The sequence below is a fragment of the Micromonospora sp. CPCC 205539 genome, assembly GCF_036906815.1.
Taxonomy (GTDB): domain Bacteria; phylum Actinomycetota; class Actinomycetes; order Mycobacteriales; family Micromonosporaceae; genus Micromonospora.
In genome coordinates, this window is record NZ_JBAKHW010000030.1 from 44,097 (window position 1) to 58,639 (window position 14,543).

A 14,543-nucleotide genomic window follows, 5' to 3' on the forward strand; every position below is an offset into this window, starting at 1 on the left:
GTCGGCGTCCGGTAGCGGTACACATCAGATCATGACGGTCCGGTCGCTTGCTGTACACCCCTCGACGCACTTCCGTGACCGTCGCGAGCTGCGGCGTACCGCAGGATAAGGGTCGATCCGGACCGTCCGCGCGGGTCGTCGCCGGTCCGGGCGTGCCGGACCCGGGCCCCGCCGCCCACCGCCCGTCGGCGGTGGGCGAGGATGGCCGGAATGGTCTACCGCTACTTTTACGACTGCGAGTTCATCGAGGACGGCCGGATCGTCGACCTCGTCTCGATCGGCGTCATCGACGAGTACGGCCGCGAGTTCTACGCGGTCTCCACCGAGTTCGACGACTCCCGTGCCGTGCCCTGGGTCCGCCGCAACGTGTTGGACAAGCTTCCCTCGCCAGCGGACCGGGCCTGGCGCTCGCGGGAGCGCATCCGCGACGACCTGTACGACTTCCTGATCGAACCGGTCCGGGACCGGCCGGGTGAGCAGATCGAGCTGTGGGCCTGGTACGCCGCGTACGACCATGTGGTGCTCGCCCAGCTCTGGGGTGCGATGCCGGCGCTGCCGCGGGAGATCCCGCGGTTCACCAAGGACCTGCGGCAGCTCTGGGACGACCGTGGTCGGCCCGCCCTGCCGGACGCGGACGCGGCCCGACACGACGCCCTGGTCGATGCCCGGCACAACCTGGCCCGTTGGCGGGCGATGACGGCAAGCTGAGCGGCGGCCGCAGGTGAGCGGCCGTCACGCCGAAGGTTTGACCGGTTCTGTCCAGGGCATCGTTCGGCCAGTCGAGCCGAGGGAGAGTGCCATGAGCAATGAGCCGACCAGCGCCGCCGAGGCCCGCAGCCGGGTCACCGAGCTGGCCCGGGCCGCCCGGATCTGCATGTTGACCACGATCGCCGTCGACGGGCGGCAGATGAGCCGGCCGATGGGGCTGCAGGAGGCCGAGTTCGACGGCGACCTGTGGTTCTTCGCCTCCGCCGACTCGGCGAAGGTCCGCCAGATCCGGGTGAACCCGGAGGTCAACGTCTCCTTCTCGGACCAGCGGCACAACGCCTGGGTGTCGATCTCCGGCACCGCCACCGAGGGGTTCGACCGGGCCCGCGCCGAGCGGCTGTGGAACCCGCTGCTCAGGGCCTGGTTCCCGGACGGCCTGGACACCCCCGGCCTGACGTTGGTCAAGGTGCACGCCAGCTCCGCCGAGTACTGGGACTCGCCGAACAGCACCGTGGTCAATCTGCTCGGCTTCGCCAAGGCCGCGGTCACCGGCCGACCGCCGAAGGCCGGGGAGAACCACGAGGTCACCTACTGACCCAGGCCGTCCCGGGGCGCGCTGTCGGTGTGCCGGCAGGCCGACTACAGTGCGCAGTGACGGCCCGCCCCGGGCCGGCAACGGCGCCGATGGTCTGACCTGACACATATCCTGGGGCATATCGGGCTTTACCTGATGCTCCAGGAGGATGAGCGGATCATGCGTATCGGCGTGCTCACCGGCGGCGGCGACTGCCCGGGACTCAACGCGGTCATCCGGGCGGTGGTCCGCAAGGGCGTCGCCACCTACAATCACGAGTTCGTTGGCTTCCAGGACGGCTGGAAGGGCCCGCTGGAGGGTCTGTCCCGCCCGCTGGGCATCGCCGACGTCCGTGGCATCCTGCCCCGCGGTGGCACCATCCTCGGTTCCTCGCGGACCAACCCGTTCAAGATCGAGAACGGCGTCGAGCGGATCAAGGACAACCTCGCCAGCCAGGGCGTGGACGCGCTGATCGCGATCGGCGGCGAGGACACCCTCGGCGTGGCCACCAAGCTCTACGAGCTGGGCGTCCACGTGGTCGGCGTGCCGAAGACGATCGACAACGACCTGGGCGCCACCGACTACACCTTCGGCTTCGACACCGCGGTCAACATCGCGATGGAGGCCATCGACCGGCTGCACACCACCGCGGAGAGTCACCACCGCACCCTGGTCGTCGAGGTGATGGGCCGGCACGCCGGCTGGATCGCCCTGCACGCCGGCCTGGCCGGTGGCGCCAACGTGATCCTGCTGCCGGAGCGGCAGTTCGACGTCGACCAGGTGGCCGGCTACGTCGAGAAGCGCTTCCAGCACCAGTACGCCCCGATCGTCGTGGTCGCCGAGGGTGCCCAGCCGCTCGACGGCCAGATGGTGCTGCACAACCAGGAGCTGGACTCGTTCGGTCACGTCCGCCTCGGCGGCATCGGCCAGTGGCTCGCCGAGCAGCTGGAGGCCAAGACCGGCAAGGAGGCCCGCACCGTGGTGCTGGGCCACATCCAGCGCGGTGGCACCCCGACCGCCTTCGACCGGGTGCTCGCCACCCGCCTGGGCCTGCAGGCCATCGACGCGGTCAACGAGGGCGACTGGGGCAAGATGGTCGCGATGCAGAGCACCGACATCGTCCGGGTGCCCCTCGCGGAGGCCACCCGCGAGCTGAAGACCGTTCCGCTGGAGCGGTACGCCGAGGCCGAGGTCTTCTTCGGCAGCTGATCGGCCCTGCCCCCCCGTCGATCTAGGGCACTTTGTTGTTCGATGAGATCAACTCACGACGATCCGCCCTAGATCGACGGGGTCGGAGCCGGAGCCGGAGCCAGCCAGGAGGTACGGGCGAGATGTCAGCCGGGGTGCACACCGTTGCGGTAGTTGGCGCGGGCAAGATCGGTGAGTTGATGCTCTCCGGGCTGCTGCGCTCCGGATGGCCGGTGGATCGGCTGCTGGCCACGGCCCGCCGGCCGGCCCGCGCCGAGGAGCTGACCGCCCGCTACGGCGTACGGGTGGTCGACAACCTGACTGCGGTGGACGAGGCGGCCGTGCTCGCGGTCTCGGTGAAGCCGCAGGACGCCGCCGCCCTGTTGGACGAGATCGGCCCCAAGGTGCCCGCGGACAAGCTGGTCATCTCGCTCTGCGCCGGGCTGCCCACCAGCTTCTTCAACCGTCGGCTGCCCGACGGCACCCCGGTCGTCCGGGTCATGACCAACACCCCGGCGCTGGTCGACGAGGCGATGACGGCGATCTCGGCGGGCGCGTACGCCACCGGAGCGCACCTGGCGCTGGCCGAGGAGATGTTCAAGCCTCTCGGCCAGACGATCCGGGTCCCCGAGTCGCAGCAGGACGCGGTCACCGCGCTCTCCGGCTCCGGTCCGGCGTACTTCTACCTGCTGGTCGAGGCGATGATCGACGCCGGCATCCTGCTCGGGCTGCCCCGGCAGGTGGCGCACGAGCTGATCGTGCAGACCGCGATCGGGTCCGCGGTGATGCTGCGGGACTCCGGCGAGCATCCGGTGAAACTGCGCGAGGCGGTCACCTCGCCGGCCGGCACCACCATCTCGGCCATTCGTGAGCTGGAGAAGCACGGCGTCCGGGCGGCGCTGCTCGCCGCGCTGGAGGCGGCCCGGGATCGGGCTCGCGAGCTGGCCGCTCAGGCCGACTGACGTCGCCGGGGCCCGGGGCGCGTCGAGGCGTGCCGCATACTGACCCGGTGTTCACACTCGCCCAGGCCCGGCACCTGGTGGCCACTCTGCGGCCGCGCGTCGACGAGTTGATCCGCATCCGGGCCGACCTGGCCGAGCTGCGCGCTGATCTGGCCGACCACGGTGCCAGCGCCCTGGGCGGGCTCGCCGAGGTCAAGGGGCTGGAGGCCCGGCTGCACGCCGTCGTCGACGAGCTGCACCAGCACGATATCCAGGTCAAGGGCATCGCCCCGGTGCTGCTCGACTTTCCCGGCGAGCGGGACGGCCGGGTCGTGCTCTGGTGCTGGCTCGAGGGCGACTCCGACGTGCGCTGGTACCACCGCGTCGAGTGCGGCTTCGCCGGCCGCCGCCGGATCTGAGCCGTCGCAGGGACTGAGCCGCCGCCGGATCTGAGCCGTCGCCGGATCTGAGCCGTCGCGCGTTCTGCGCTGCCGCCGGGTCAGCCGGCGGCGGAGTCGGGCAGCAGCGGACCGGCCGGCTCGGTCACCGCGAACACCACCACATTGTCCCGGTAGTGCCCGCGCCGCTGGTCGAAGTCGCCGCCGCAGGTGACCAGACGCAACTCCGCGCCGGGCGTCGGACCGTACACCACGGCCGTGGGGAAGCGGTCCTTCCGCGTACGCAGTGATCCGGTCACCCGGAACGACACCCGCTGCCCGCCGCGCCACACCTCGACCCGGTCGCCGGGCCGCAGCTCACCGAGCCGGGCGAAGACCGCCGGGCCGCGTTGCGAGTCCAGATGGCCGGCGATGACGGCCGGGCCGGTGTCGCCGGGGGCCGGGCCGCCGCCGTACCAGCCGGCCTTGTCGAAGTCGGTCGGGGGAATCAGCACGCCGGTGCGGTCCAGACCGAGCACCGTGAGCGTGGAGTCGACCCCGATCCGCGGCACGCGTACCCGGGTGGGTGGACCCTGGGGTGTGGACGCCGGCGGCGGCGCGGCGGTCGCCGACGGGCAGTCGTCGGCACAACCGGGGTGGAAGCTAGGCGGCGGCCGTGCCGGCCGCGACCTGCCCCGCCGGACCCCGGTCCCGGCGGCCAGGCAGACCGCCGCGCCGGCCGCGACCAGCGCGGCCAGCGGTGCCCGGCGGTCACGGTGCCGTCGGATCGCGGGGTCGGGCGCGGTGCTCACCAGGTGGTGCGCCGCCGCCGGTGCCACAGCAGCAGACCCACCGCGACGGCCGCCGCGGCCAGCCCGCCGGCAATCAGGGGGTACGCGCCGAATCCGGTCCCCGCGGTGCCGCCGGCCCCGGTGTCCACACCGCCGGCGGGGACGACGGTGCCGCCCTGGGCGTCGCGACGAAGCTCGGCGGTGAGCCCGCCCTGCTTGGCGTCGAGCACCAGCAGCGAGTAGACGGCGCCGCCGGCCAGCCGCACCTCGGCGTCGGTGCTCGGCCCACCGGCACCGGCCAGCCGCAGCCGCCAGTTACCCGGCTCGACCTGCTGGTACTCGGTGGTGGTCGCGAACTGCACGCCGTCGGCGATCTTCGGCCCGTCGGCGGCGGCCACGTCGAGCACCGGGGTGCGCACCGACGCCTGCACGACGCGGACCTTCGCCCGGCCCTGGGTCGGTGCGCTGAGGTCGTCGTTGAGCACCCGCAGCCCCAGGTCGGCGTGTCGGCCCACACCGGCGACCGTGTACGCCTCACCGCTGGTCACCGCGACCTCGGTGGTCAGCACCGGGGGGTCGCTGGCCGGGGCGCCGGCCTGGCGCATCGCGACCGCGTACCGGCCGGGGGTCAGCTCCAGGTAGTCGGAGACCACGCCGTAGCCGACGCCGTGGAAGACCTTCGGCTTGGCGGCGTCGGGGGCGGCCAGATAGACGTCCACCTCCGGGGTGTCGGGGGAGAGGTGGGCGAGTCGGACGTATCCGACGGTGTCCGCGCCGGCCGCGGCGCTGGCCGGCGCCGGCGTGCCGGCAGCGGCGAGGGCGGTGCTGAGTAGGAGCGCACCAGCGCCGGCCAGCAGCCGGCGGGGCACGGTACGAAGCATGTGCATGTCGCCTCCGGGGGCACGTTCGGTGATCGGGCGGCAACCCAGGGAACAGAGTCCCGTGTACGGGACCACGACGCAAGTTGTCACGCCGATGTTGGCGAGTTTTTGTCACCGACCCTGCTACCGCTCCTGGTCGCGTACGGCGAGAAAGCCGAACAGATCCGGTACGCCGCCCGGCCCCGCCTCGGCCACTCGGACCAGCCGGAGACCGGCGGCCACGCAAGCGTTGAGCAGGTCGGCGAGCGGCACGTGCCAGGCGCCCACCCGGGCCCGTACGCCGGTGGTGTTCCAACTGGCGAAGCTGCGCGACCGGTCGGCGTACCGCGCGTCGATGGTGACGTTCGGCCGGTCACTCCAGTCGGCGAACGTACCCACGAAGCATGGGTGCACGCCCACGTGCACGAACCGCCCGCCAGGCCGCAACACCCGGGCGACCTCGCGCAGGACGGCCGGATAGTCGGGCACGTCGGTGCTGGCCAGCACGCACAGCGCGGCGGGCAGCGCCGCGTCGGCGATGGGCAGCGCCGCAACGTCGGCCCGCACCACCGGCAGCCGCCCGACCGAGTGCCGCAACTGCCCGCCGGACAGGTCCACGCCCACCGGCGTCCAACCCAGACCGAGCGGCACGGACGCGTGCGCACCCGTGCCGCAGCAGATGTCGAGACAGGGCCCCTCACCGACACCCAGCAGATCGGCCACCGTGGTGTGCACCCGCCGGAGATAGTCGCCCGAGCCGGAGATGAAGCCTTCGTACCAGTCCGCGTGGGCGTCGTACGCCGGTCTGCTCGTCGCTCCCATCCGTCGATGCTACGGATCGACGCTCACCGCGCGGCGCCCGTTCTTCCCTCGGCAGACCCGGCGCCGACACCCGGTGTTTGCGCTCGCGGAGGGGAGGTTACTGCGGGAGCATGGAGACGGGGATCGATCCCGGGGAGGTCCGGTTCCGGCGGTCGGGCTGGCGCGTCCTGGCCCGCATCGGCGGTGCCTGGCTGCTGTGGCTGGCGGTGTTCGCGCCGCTCAACGCCGCGTTCGGCAATCCCTGGTACGAGATGTTTCCGCACGGTCCGATCATCTTGCTGGCGGTGTTGGGCTCCGCCGGGCAGCTGCGCCGCCAGGGTGGGCTACCGCTGCGGTTGACCCCTGACTTCCTCGAACTGACGCTGTCCGGCGGCCTGGCCGTACGCATCGACTGGCCCGACCTGGCCCTCGCCGAGGTTCGGGGCCGGTTCAGCCCGATCCTGGTGGTCGAGCCGGTGGACGCGGACCGGACCCGGCCGGTCCTGGACCGTTGGGAGTGGGGTCGCTTGGGGCTGTGGGACCAGGGCCGGATCCGGCGCCCGCACGAGATCCACGTGTCCCTGGTCGGCGTCACGCCGGACGTTCACCGGCTACGTGCGGAGTTGACCCGCCGGTTGGGCCGCCCGGTCGGTGACGCGAGGCCAGAGTCCGACGCGTGACGGGCCGCCGGCGGCTGGCGCGTTCTCGTATCCTCGGCTGATGCGGGATCGCCGGGTCGTCCTGGCGTGGGCGGCCTTCGTCGTCGTCGCGTCGGTGTCCTGTGTGCTCGTGCTGCGGCGCGAGGACCGCCTCTCCGACCTGCATATCTACTACGGGGCGCTGTCCGATCTGCACGGCGGGCGTCCGCTGTACGGGTACGTGGCGGACAACGGTGGGCCGTTCACCTATCCGCCGTTCGCCGCGCTCGCGTTGGGGCCGATCACCGCCGTCAGCGAGGGCGTACTGCAGGGGATCTGGCTGCTGGCCACCTGCGCGGCGGTCGTCGCCATCGCCGGGTCGGTCGGTGTCGCGCTGACCGTCCGACGGTCCCGGCGTCCGCTCGTCGTGGCGGTGGCGGCAACGGTGCTGATGCTCTCCGCGCCGGTGCAGAGCAACCTGCGCTTCGGGCAGGTCAGCATCTTCATCGTGCTGATGGCCCTGCTCGACGGGATGGGCGTGGTCCCACCACGGCTGCGCGGGGTGCTGGTCGGGGTGGCCGCGGCGATCAAGCTGACCCCGCTGCTGTTCGTGGCGTACTTCCTCGCCACCGGTCGGTACCGCGACGCGGGGCGCGCGGCGGCGACGTTCCTGGCCTGCGCGGCGCTCGGTGCCATCGTGCTGCCCGGGGAGAGCTGGACCTACTGGACCGAGGCCGTGCGGCAGACCTCCAGGATCGGCAACCTGGCCTCGCTGGGCAATCAGTCCCTGCACGGGATGCTGCTGCGCGTCGGGGTCGACGCGGCGACGTTGCCGCTGCTCTGGGCCGCACTGGTGGCGCTCATCTGCGCGGCGGCGCTGCTGCGGGCCCGGCAGCTGACGGTGCGGGGCCGGCCCGGGCACGGCGCGGTGCTCGTCGGCTGTGCGACCGTGGCCGCGTCCCCGGTGTCGTGGACGCACCACCAGGTGTGGCCGGTGCTGGCCGCGATGCTGCTGATCGGCGCGTCCGGCGTCACCCGACGGGTCGCGGGCGCGGCGCTGCTCGGCACGATGGTCGTCTCGCTGGGCGCGGTGCTGAGCCCGGTGTCGATGCGGCCGGGGGTGCAGTTCCTGTTCGAGAACGCCCGCACCGTCGGCGTGTGTCTGCTGTGCCTCGCCGGTTTCGGCGGTGTCGCCGTCACCGCCGCCCGGACGACCCGACGACCGACCGTAGGGCGGGCCTGGTGGCGGGTGGGCATCACGGCAACGGTCGCGGTCGCGTTCTTCGCCGTGCAACCGCTGCCCGCCGGAGCGGACCCGACCTTCAAGGCGTACTCGCTCGACGACGTGATCAACCCGCGATACTTCTTCGTCTGCCGTGGCCCGGTCGAGTGCGCCGCGTACGGCACCGAGGCGCCGGTGACCTTCGGCACCCGCGCAGAGAAGACCAAGGTGCGGGTCAACGGCGTGGTGGCACCGCAGGTGGCGCGACTGGAGTACTACTCGGCGCCCGGTGGGGCACCGCGGGCCATTCCGCTGCTCGCCGCGTACCCGGGAAGTCGGTTGTTCTCGTTCCGGTCGGCGAGCATGGCGCAGGGCCGGCTCGTCGCCTACGCGGCGGACGGCCGGCCCATCGCCGACTACGACGAGGAGCTGGCGGCCGCGCTTCGCGCGACCGCCCGCTGAGTCGCTCAGCTCCCGACGTTGCGGGAGTGTGGTGGCGCGAAGGCATCGGTGTCGAGGCCCCAGGCCACGATCCTCTGCGGGTGAATGCGGATGAGTTCCGCGCTGAAGCCCGGGCGTAGCGGGTCGGCGACGAGGAGTTCCGCGGTGCCGCGGATCTCGATACCGCGAGGGCTCCAAGGGTCGGTGCTCGCGAGGTCGTCCACGACGAAGGCGATCCGGTTGTCGGTCTGGATGTTGCGGTATTTGCGGCTGGAGGCCAACCTGTGTCCGCCGATGTCGACAGTGCCCAGGTCACGGTTCAGGGTGAACGCCACGGGGCGGGCCTGCGGGGCGCCGCCGGGGCCGAGAGTCGCCAGGCGTCCAAGGCGCTGGCTGTCGAGGTAGGTGTTTTCAGCTTCGGTGAACGCGCTCATCTGCGGTCGCCTCTCTGAGGGGTGGCGTCGGCTGTGTCGACGCCGGGTCGGTCGTGATCGGCCGGGTGTCCTGCTCACGATCGTTCGAACGTTGTGTGATCCAAGGCCGTGCCTCACCGGGGGTCCCTCAGGGGAGAGGTTGCGGTTGCCGAACATTCCGCTCCTTCGGCACGGCGGTGACCGTTGAGCCAAGGGCAGCGCCGGGTGAACGGCCGCCGGGCGGGCTCCGTCAGCGGCCCGCCCGGCACCGGTGATCAGCGGGTGGCGGCGGCCAGGAGGGTGCGGAGCTTGTCGGCGTCGCCCTGCGCCGGGTGCTCCCAGTCGGTCGGGTCGGCCGAGTAGAGCGTGCCGTACGCCGGGGTGTCCGGCTGGTAGCGCCAACTGTCGGCCAGCGACCCGGCGTCCACCGCGTCGTAGCCGATCCGGTCCAGGAAGGCCGTGACCTCGGCCTTCGCGGCGGCGTCGTCCCCGGCGATCGCGAGGGCGCTGCGGTCGGCCGCGCCAGTCGGGCGGGCCAGCGCGGCCAGGTGCTTGAAGAAGATGTTGTTGAAGACCTTCACCACCCGGGACGTCGGCAGATGCTGCTGGAGCAGCTCACTGCTGGTGATCTCGTCGGCGTCCAGCTCCGGGAAGTTTCCGTCGCGCTGGGGGTAGTAGTTGTTGGTGTCGAGAACGACCTTGCCGGCCAGCGGCTCCACCGGCACCGCCCGGTACGCCTTCAGCGGAACGCTGACCACCACCAGGTCACCGACCTGGGCCGCGTCCTGTGCGGTGCCGGCGCTCGCCCGCTTGCCCAACTCGTCGACCAGGTCGGTGAGCGTCTCCGGCCCCCGCGAGTTGCTCAGCACCACGTCGTAGCCGGCGTCCACGGCCAGCCGGGCCACCGTGCCGCCGATGTTGCCACTGCCGATCAGTCCCACAGTCGTCATGTTGTTTCCCAACTCCGTCCACCCGCGAGGCATTCCCGACCATGGTGGTGGGTTATTCCGGTTGCCGGGGCGCCGGCCGCCCGCGCAGACTGCCGGGCATGCGCTGCCTCGACGAGGATCTCGCGACCTTCGCCGCGACGACAGGCACCTGGCTGCGCCGCGAACCCGTTCTGCACAACGTACTGCTCACACTCGTCGCGGACCGGCTCTCCGGAGACGTGCCACTCTCCGGTGCCGAGCGGTTCGTGCGGGTGGTCGACGGCGGCGCAACAGTGGGCGCGGTGGTGCACACCCCGCCGCACGGGCCGCTGTTGGGCGCGGTGTCGACGACCGTCGCGCAAGCGCTGGCCGACCACTTCGTGCGGGCGACGCCGCCGTTGGTCGAGGTGAACGGCCCGGTCCCGGCCGTGGCGGAGTTCGCCCAGCGGTACGCCGACCGAGTCGCCGGGTCCGCCGTACCCGGCACCGCGCAGCGGATCCTCTCGCTGGACGCGGTCCGGCCGCCGGTCGTCGTGGCCGGACGTGCCCGACCGGCCACCCCCGCGGACCGGGACCTGCTGATCGACTGGGCCGCCGCGTACGCCAGGGAGACCGTGCCCGGCGGTCCGCCGGTCGACCCCCGCGGGCAGATCGACGCCCGACTGTGGCACGGTGACCTGCTCTGGCTCTGGGTAGAGGCCGGCGGGCCGGTGGCGATGGCCTGGTTGAGCCGGCCGGTGGCAGGGGTCGTCCGGGTCAGCGGTGTGTACACCCCACCCCGGTGGCGGGGCCGTGGCTTCGCCAGCGGCTGCGTCGCGCACGTCAGCCGCCACGCGCTCGAGGCTGGCGCCACCAGGTGCACGCTCTACACCGACCTGGCCAACCCGACGAGCAACAAGATCTATCAGGCACTCGGCTACCGGCCGGTGTCCGACGCGGCCCAGTGGCGCCTAATACCAGCCTGACCCCGCCGCGGTCGCTGCCCGCCGCGCCGTTTGCCCGCCTCGTCGTTTGCCCGCCGCGCCGTTTGCCCGCCGCGCCGTTTGCCCGCCGCCCGCCGCGTGTTTGCCTGCCGCGCCGCTGCCTGCCCGCCGCGTCGTTGCCCCGCACGCCGCACGCCGCACGCCGCACGCCGCATGCCGCACGCCGCGTGGTCACGCTCGATCCTGGATGTAGTGGCCTCCCGGCCTCCGGAGGCCACTACATCCACGATCGAGGCGAATCCGACCTACCTCAGTGGCCGGCGGTCGACCGCTCGACCCGGTGATCAAGAGGTTTGCGTCAGAACCGGGCTCCGAATTGACGCAAACCTCTTGATCACCGGGTCGACGGTGTGGGAGGGCCGTCGATCATGGAAATGTGGTGGGGAGGAGTCGGGCTAATTGGGGCAGGTTGGGCACCACAACTCCATGATCGGCGGCGCTGGGCTGGGCGGCGCGGTTGGGGCGGCGTGAGGCAGCGCAGCGTCGCGCGGGGCAGCGCGGTTGGGGCGGCGCAGCGCTGGGCTGGGCGGGGCGGCGTTGGGCAGCGCGGCGCTGGGCTGGGCGGAGCGGCGCTGGGCAGCGCGGCGCTGGGCTGGGCTGGGCGGGGCGGCGCAGCGCTGGGCTGGGCGGCGGGGTGGGGTGCGGGGCGGGGCGGGCGCGGTTGGGGTCAGGCTTGGGTGGGGAGATTTTTTTCGATGGCGGCGCGTAGTTCGTCGGCGCCGGGCTCGACCGTGGGGGCGAAGCGGGCGGCGACCGTGCCGTCGGGCGCGACCAGGAACTTCTCGAAGTTCCACCGGACGTCCCCGGCGTGCCCGTCGGCGTCCGGGGTGTCCACCAGCTGGGCGTAGAGCGGGTGGCGGTCGACGCCGTTGACGTCCACCTTCTCCGTCAACGGAAACGTGACCCCGTAGTTGACCTGGCAGAAGTCGCTGATCTCGGCGGCGCTGCCCGGCTCCTGCCCGGCGAACTGGTTGCACGGCACGCCGAGCACCACCAGGCCGCGGTCGGCGTAGGAGTCGGCAAGGGCCTGGAGGCCCGCGTACTGCGGGGTGAGGCCGCAGCGGGAGGCGACGTTGACGACCAGCAGCGCCTGGCCGCGGTAGCTGGCGAGGTCGGCCGGGCCGCCATTGAGGGCGTCGATCGGGGTGTCGAAGACGGTCATGGCCCGAGGCTACGCGCAGGCCGACGGGGTCTCGGCCACGGGCGGTTCCGGCGCACTCCGCGCATCAACAGAAATCGAAACATGCACATCTTGACGAAGTGATGACGGGCTGAGTACCGTCTCACCATCCTTTTGGAAAGTTTCCTAACAATTTGGGGAGACGCCTCATGAAGAGATCGCTCCGCCGGGCCCTCTGGGCCGGTGCCGTGGTCGCCGTGACCCTCACCGCAGTGCCGATGACCACCGCCTTCGGCGCCGGCAGTGTCACCGCCACGTTCACCAAGGCGCAGGACTGGGGGACCGGTCACGAGACGAGGGTGACCGTCACCAACGGGTCGACCGCCAGCGTCAGCACCTGGCGCATCGAGTTCGACCTGCCGTCGGGCACCACCATCAGCAGCGCCTGGGACGCCGACATCACCAGCAGCGGCAACCACTACGTCGCGGTCAAGAAGAGCTGGGCCGGTGCGCTCGCACCGGGCGCCTCGTTCAGCTGGGGCTACAACGGCGCCGGCCCCTACGCGGCACCGCTGAACTGCACCGTCAACGGCGGCGCGTGCGGCGGTGGCACCCCTCCGCCGACGACGCCACCGCCGACCACCCCTCCGCCGACCACGCCGCCACCCACCACGCCACCGCCGACCACGCCTCCGCCGAACCCTGGGGCCAAGAAGGTCGTCGGCTACTTCGCCGAGTGGGGCGTCTACGCCCGCAACTACCACGTCAAGAACATCTCCACGAGCGGCTCGGCCGCGAGGCTGACCCACATCCTGTACGCCTTCGGCAACACCACCGGCGGCCGCTGCGCCATCGGTGACAGCTACGCCGACTACGAAAAGGCGTACACCGCTGCGGACAGCGTGGACGGCGTCGCCGACACCTGGGATCAGCCGCTGCGCGGCAGCTTCAACCAGCTGCGCAAGCTCAAGCAGATGTACCCGCACCTGAAGGTCATCTGGTCCTTCGGTGGCTGGACCTGGTCCGGTGGCTTCACCCAGGCCGCGCAGAACCCGGCGGCCTTCGCCGAGAGCTGCTACAACCTGGTCGAGGACCCGCGCTGGGCCGACGTGTTCGACGGCATCGACGTCGACTGGGAATACCCGAACGCCTGCGGGCTGAGCTGTGACAGCAGCGGCCCGAACGCGTTCAAGAACGTGGTCGGCGCGCTGCGGTCGAGGTTCGGCTCCAGCGCTCTGGTGACCGCCGCCATCACCGCGGACGGCAGCAACGGCGGCAAGATCGACGCCACCGACTACGCCGGCGCCGTGGGCAGCCTCAACTGGTTGATGCCGATGACGTACGACTACTTCGGCGCGTTCAACGCCCAGGGCCCGACCGCCCCGCACTCCCCGCTCACCTCGTACACCGGGATCCCGCAGCAGGGCTTCAACTCGGACGCGGCGATCCAGAAGCTCAAGAGCAAGGGCGTGCCGGCGAACAAGCTGCTGCTCGGCATCGGCTTCTACGGCCGGGGCTGGACTGGTGTCACCCAGGCCGCCCCGGGCGGCAGCGCCACCGGAGCGGCACCGGGCACCTACGAGGCGGGCATCGAGGACTACAAGGTCCTCAAGAACACCTGCCCGGCCACCGGGACGGTCGCCGGCACCGCGTACGCCAAGTGCGGCAGCAACTGGTGGAGCTACGACACCCCGTCGACCATCAACGGCAAGATGACGTACGCGAACAACCAGGGCCTCGGTGGCGCGTTCTTCTGGGAACTCTCCGGTGACACCGGCAACGGTGAACTCATCGGCGCCATCAAGGGCGGTCTCGGCTGAGCCGAAGGCCGACGCACCACCCACACGGCGGGGAGGGGCTCGCACCGTCCCTCCCCGCCCGTGCGGTACCGACCCGGTCGACGCCCAGCGTCGGCCGGGTCGGCCCGATGTGGCAGACTCGCGGCTCGGCACGTCTCGATGTCGCCGTCGACGGAGGTGATCATGCGCCCGACCCACCGCAGGCTGGCGGCGACCGCCGCCGGGCTGATGCTGCTGCCGGTCGCCCTGGTCGGCTGCGGGATCATCGGCTCGGCCGAGAAGCCCGCCGCCAAGCCCGAGCGGGCCCCCGCCGAAGAGGCCGCCACCCGGTCCCGCGAGCGGGTGCAGGCGTACCTCGACGCGATGACTGCCAAGGACGCCGCCGCCGGCCGCAGCCAGCTCTGCGCGCTGCTGCAGGACGGCTTCGACCTCGCCGCCACCGGCCCCAACGGCGACTTCGCCGACCACTTCGAGGTGCCCCAGGCGACCATCACCGACGTGCGTTCCGGCCCGCGTGGCCAGGAGGTCAGCGTGTCGGTCTCGGTGACCGCCGGCAAGCGCAAGACCACCCGGCCGCTGGTGTTCACCGTCACCAAGGACGGCGGCGACTGGTGCATCGCCGGAGAGGCCCCGGGCGGCGCTCCGGCGGCCGGCGCGACGCCGACCGGCGTCGTCCCCACGCCCGCGTCCTGACCCGGCGGGCTGGGATTGATCTCCCACCTACCGGAACCGTCCCCCTCGCCCCCCGGTCCCGGCGG

General features: G+C 72.0%; 16 protein-coding genes. 10 read left to right on the forward strand and 6 right to left on the reverse strand.

Annotation, left to right across the window (positions count from 1 at the left end; translation table 11 throughout):
• Positions 1-210: 210 nt before the first annotated feature.
• The 5 genes from V6V47_RS23765 to V6V47_RS23785 all read left to right on the forward strand — a co-directional run bounded on the left by V6V47_RS23765 (position 211) and on the right by V6V47_RS23785 (position 3,830).
• Positions 211-708 (forward strand): polyadenylate-specific 3'-exoribonuclease AS, encoded by a 498-nt coding sequence (locus V6V47_RS23765; RefSeq protein WP_334630584.1) that lies wholly within the window; start codon positions 211-213, stop codon positions 706-708.
• Between the two features lie 91 nt (positions 709-799).
• Complete coding sequence (locus V6V47_RS23770; protein WP_334630537.1) at positions 800-1,303, forward strand: pyridoxamine 5'-phosphate oxidase family protein; 504 nt, start codon at positions 800-802, stop codon at positions 1,301-1,303.
• A gap of 159 nt (positions 1,304-1,462) precedes the next feature.
• Entirely contained in the window at positions 1,463-2,491 is a 1,029-nt protein-coding gene (locus V6V47_RS23775) for a 6-phosphofructokinase (RefSeq protein WP_334630586.1), read from the forward strand.
• 122 nt (positions 2,492-2,613) lie between these two features.
• The gene (gene proC, locus V6V47_RS23780; RefSeq protein WP_334630538.1) at positions 2,614-3,432 is read left to right on the forward strand and encodes a pyrroline-5-carboxylate reductase; all 819 of its coding nucleotides are present in this window, start codon (positions 2,614-2,616) and stop codon (positions 3,430-3,432) included.
• Positions 3,433-3,479: 47 nt separating this feature from the next.
• The gene (locus V6V47_RS23785) at positions 3,480-3,830 is read left to right on the forward strand and encodes a DUF2203 domain-containing protein (protein ID WP_334630539.1); all 351 of its coding nucleotides are present in this window, start codon (positions 3,480-3,482) and stop codon (positions 3,828-3,830) included.
• Between the two features lie 80 nt (positions 3,831-3,910).
• On the opposite strand, the gene V6V47_RS23790 is transcribed toward V6V47_RS23785, so the two are convergent.
• The 3 genes from V6V47_RS23790 to V6V47_RS23800 all read right to left on the reverse strand — a co-directional run bounded on the left by V6V47_RS23790 (position 3,911) and on the right by V6V47_RS23800 (position 6,261).
• On the reverse strand, positions 3,911-4,600 hold the full coding sequence (locus V6V47_RS23790) for a class F sortase (protein WP_334630540.1): 690 nt from the start codon (positions 4,598-4,600) through the stop codon (positions 3,911-3,913).
• The gene (locus V6V47_RS23795) at positions 4,597-5,466 is read right to left on the reverse strand and encodes a DUF4397 domain-containing protein (protein WP_334630541.1); all 870 of its coding nucleotides are present in this window, start codon (positions 5,464-5,466) and stop codon (positions 4,597-4,599) included. The genes V6V47_RS23790 and V6V47_RS23795 overlap by 4 nt, the downstream gene beginning before the upstream one ends.
• A 117-nt stretch (positions 5,467-5,583) precedes the next feature.
• Positions 5,584-6,261: a class I SAM-dependent methyltransferase gene (locus tag V6V47_RS23800; protein ID WP_334630542.1), complete on the reverse strand. Its 678-nt coding sequence runs from the start codon at positions 6,259-6,261 to the stop codon at positions 5,584-5,586.
• Between the two features lie 110 nt (positions 6,262-6,371).
• Between V6V47_RS23800 and V6V47_RS23805 the strand changes: the two genes are divergently transcribed.
• Positions 6,372-6,920: a hypothetical protein gene (locus V6V47_RS23805; RefSeq protein ID WP_334630543.1), complete on the forward strand. Its 549-nt coding sequence runs from the start codon at positions 6,372-6,374 to the stop codon at positions 6,918-6,920.
• Positions 6,921-6,960: 40 nt separating this feature from the next.
• Complete coding sequence (locus V6V47_RS23810; RefSeq protein ID WP_334630544.1) at positions 6,961-8,562, forward strand: glycosyltransferase 87 family protein; 1,602 nt, start codon at positions 6,961-6,963, stop codon at positions 8,560-8,562.
• Between the two features lie 5 nt (positions 8,563-8,567).
• On the opposite strand, the gene V6V47_RS23815 is transcribed toward V6V47_RS23810, so the two are convergent.
• Both V6V47_RS23815 and V6V47_RS23820 read right to left on the reverse strand, forming a co-directional pair.
• On the reverse strand, positions 8,568-8,975 hold the full coding sequence (locus V6V47_RS23815; protein ID WP_334630545.1) for a PPOX class F420-dependent oxidoreductase: 408 nt from the start codon (positions 8,973-8,975) through the stop codon (positions 8,568-8,570).
• A gap of 254 nt (positions 8,976-9,229) precedes the next feature.
• Positions 9,230-9,904 (reverse strand): NADPH-dependent F420 reductase, encoded by a 675-nt coding sequence (locus tag V6V47_RS23820; RefSeq protein ID WP_334630546.1) that lies wholly within the window; start codon positions 9,902-9,904, stop codon positions 9,230-9,232.
• A 98-nt stretch (positions 9,905-10,002) separates the two neighbouring features.
• Here V6V47_RS23820 and V6V47_RS23825 point away from each other — a divergent pair, with 98 nt between their 5' ends.
• On the forward strand, positions 10,003-10,848 hold the full coding sequence (locus V6V47_RS23825; RefSeq protein WP_334630547.1) for a GNAT family N-acetyltransferase: 846 nt from the start codon (positions 10,003-10,005) through the stop codon (positions 10,846-10,848).
• 685 nt (positions 10,849-11,533) lie between these two features.
• Here the strand turns inward: V6V47_RS23825 and V6V47_RS23830 are convergent.
• The gene (locus V6V47_RS23830; protein ID WP_334630548.1) at positions 11,534-12,028 is read right to left on the reverse strand and encodes a glutathione peroxidase; all 495 of its coding nucleotides are present in this window, start codon (positions 12,026-12,028) and stop codon (positions 11,534-11,536) included.
• Positions 12,029-12,195: 167 nt separating this feature from the next.
• Between V6V47_RS23830 and V6V47_RS23835 the strand changes: the two genes are divergently transcribed.
• Together V6V47_RS23835 and V6V47_RS23840 are read left to right on the forward strand one after the other, a co-directional pair.
• On the forward strand, positions 12,196-13,806 hold the full coding sequence (locus tag V6V47_RS23835; protein WP_334630549.1) for a glycosyl hydrolase family 18 protein: 1,611 nt from the start codon (positions 12,196-12,198) through the stop codon (positions 13,804-13,806).
• A 162-nt stretch (positions 13,807-13,968) separates the two neighbouring features.
• Positions 13,969-14,478: a hypothetical protein gene (locus V6V47_RS23840; protein ID WP_334630550.1), complete on the forward strand. Its 510-nt coding sequence runs from the start codon at positions 13,969-13,971 to the stop codon at positions 14,476-14,478.
• The last annotated feature ends 65 nt before the right edge of the window (positions 14,479-14,543 follow it).

Bases quoted from the DNA above. Each gene is read 5' to 3' on its own strand.
- V6V47_RS23770 (WP_334630537.1), top strand. From the start codon at position 800: ATGAGCAATGAGCCGACCAGCGCCGCCGAGGCCCGCAGCCGGGTCACC.
- V6V47_RS23805 (WP_334630543.1), top strand. From the start codon at position 6,372: ATGGAGACGGGGATCGATCCCGGGGAGGTCCGGTTCCGGCGGTCGGGC.
- V6V47_RS23775 (WP_334630586.1), top strand. From the start codon at position 1,463: ATGCGTATCGGCGTGCTCACCGGCGGCGGCGACTGCCCGGGACTCAAC.
- V6V47_RS23800 (WP_334630542.1), bottom strand. From the start codon at position 6,261: ATGGGAGCGACGAGCAGACCGGCGTACGACGCCCACGCGGACTGGTAC.
- V6V47_RS23825 (WP_334630547.1), top strand. From the start codon at position 10,003: ATGCGCTGCCTCGACGAGGATCTCGCGACCTTCGCCGCGACGACAGGC.
- V6V47_RS23810 (WP_334630544.1), top strand. From the start codon at position 6,961: ATGCGGGATCGCCGGGTCGTCCTGGCGTGGGCGGCCTTCGTCGTCGTC.
- V6V47_RS23840 (WP_334630550.1), top strand. From the start codon at position 13,969: ATGCGCCCGACCCACCGCAGGCTGGCGGCGACCGCCGCCGGGCTGATG.
- proC (WP_334630538.1), top strand. From the start codon at position 2,614: ATGTCAGCCGGGGTGCACACCGTTGCGGTAGTTGGCGCGGGCAAGATC.
- V6V47_RS23830 (WP_334630548.1), bottom strand. From the start codon at position 12,028: ATGACCGTCTTCGACACCCCGATCGACGCCCTCAATGGCGGCCCGGCC.
- V6V47_RS23765 (WP_334630584.1), top strand. From the start codon at position 211: ATGGTCTACCGCTACTTTTACGACTGCGAGTTCATCGAGGACGGCCGG.
- V6V47_RS23815 (WP_334630545.1), bottom strand. From the start codon at position 8,975: ATGAGCGCGTTCACCGAAGCTGAAAACACCTACCTCGACAGCCAGCGC.
- V6V47_RS23835 (WP_334630549.1), top strand. From the start codon at position 12,196: ATGAAGAGATCGCTCCGCCGGGCCCTCTGGGCCGGTGCCGTGGTCGCC.
- V6V47_RS23820 (WP_334630546.1), bottom strand. From the start codon at position 9,904: ATGACGACTGTGGGACTGATCGGCAGTGGCAACATCGGCGGCACGGTG.
- V6V47_RS23795 (WP_334630541.1), bottom strand. From the start codon at position 5,466: ATGCACATGCTTCGTACCGTGCCCCGCCGGCTGCTGGCCGGCGCTGGT.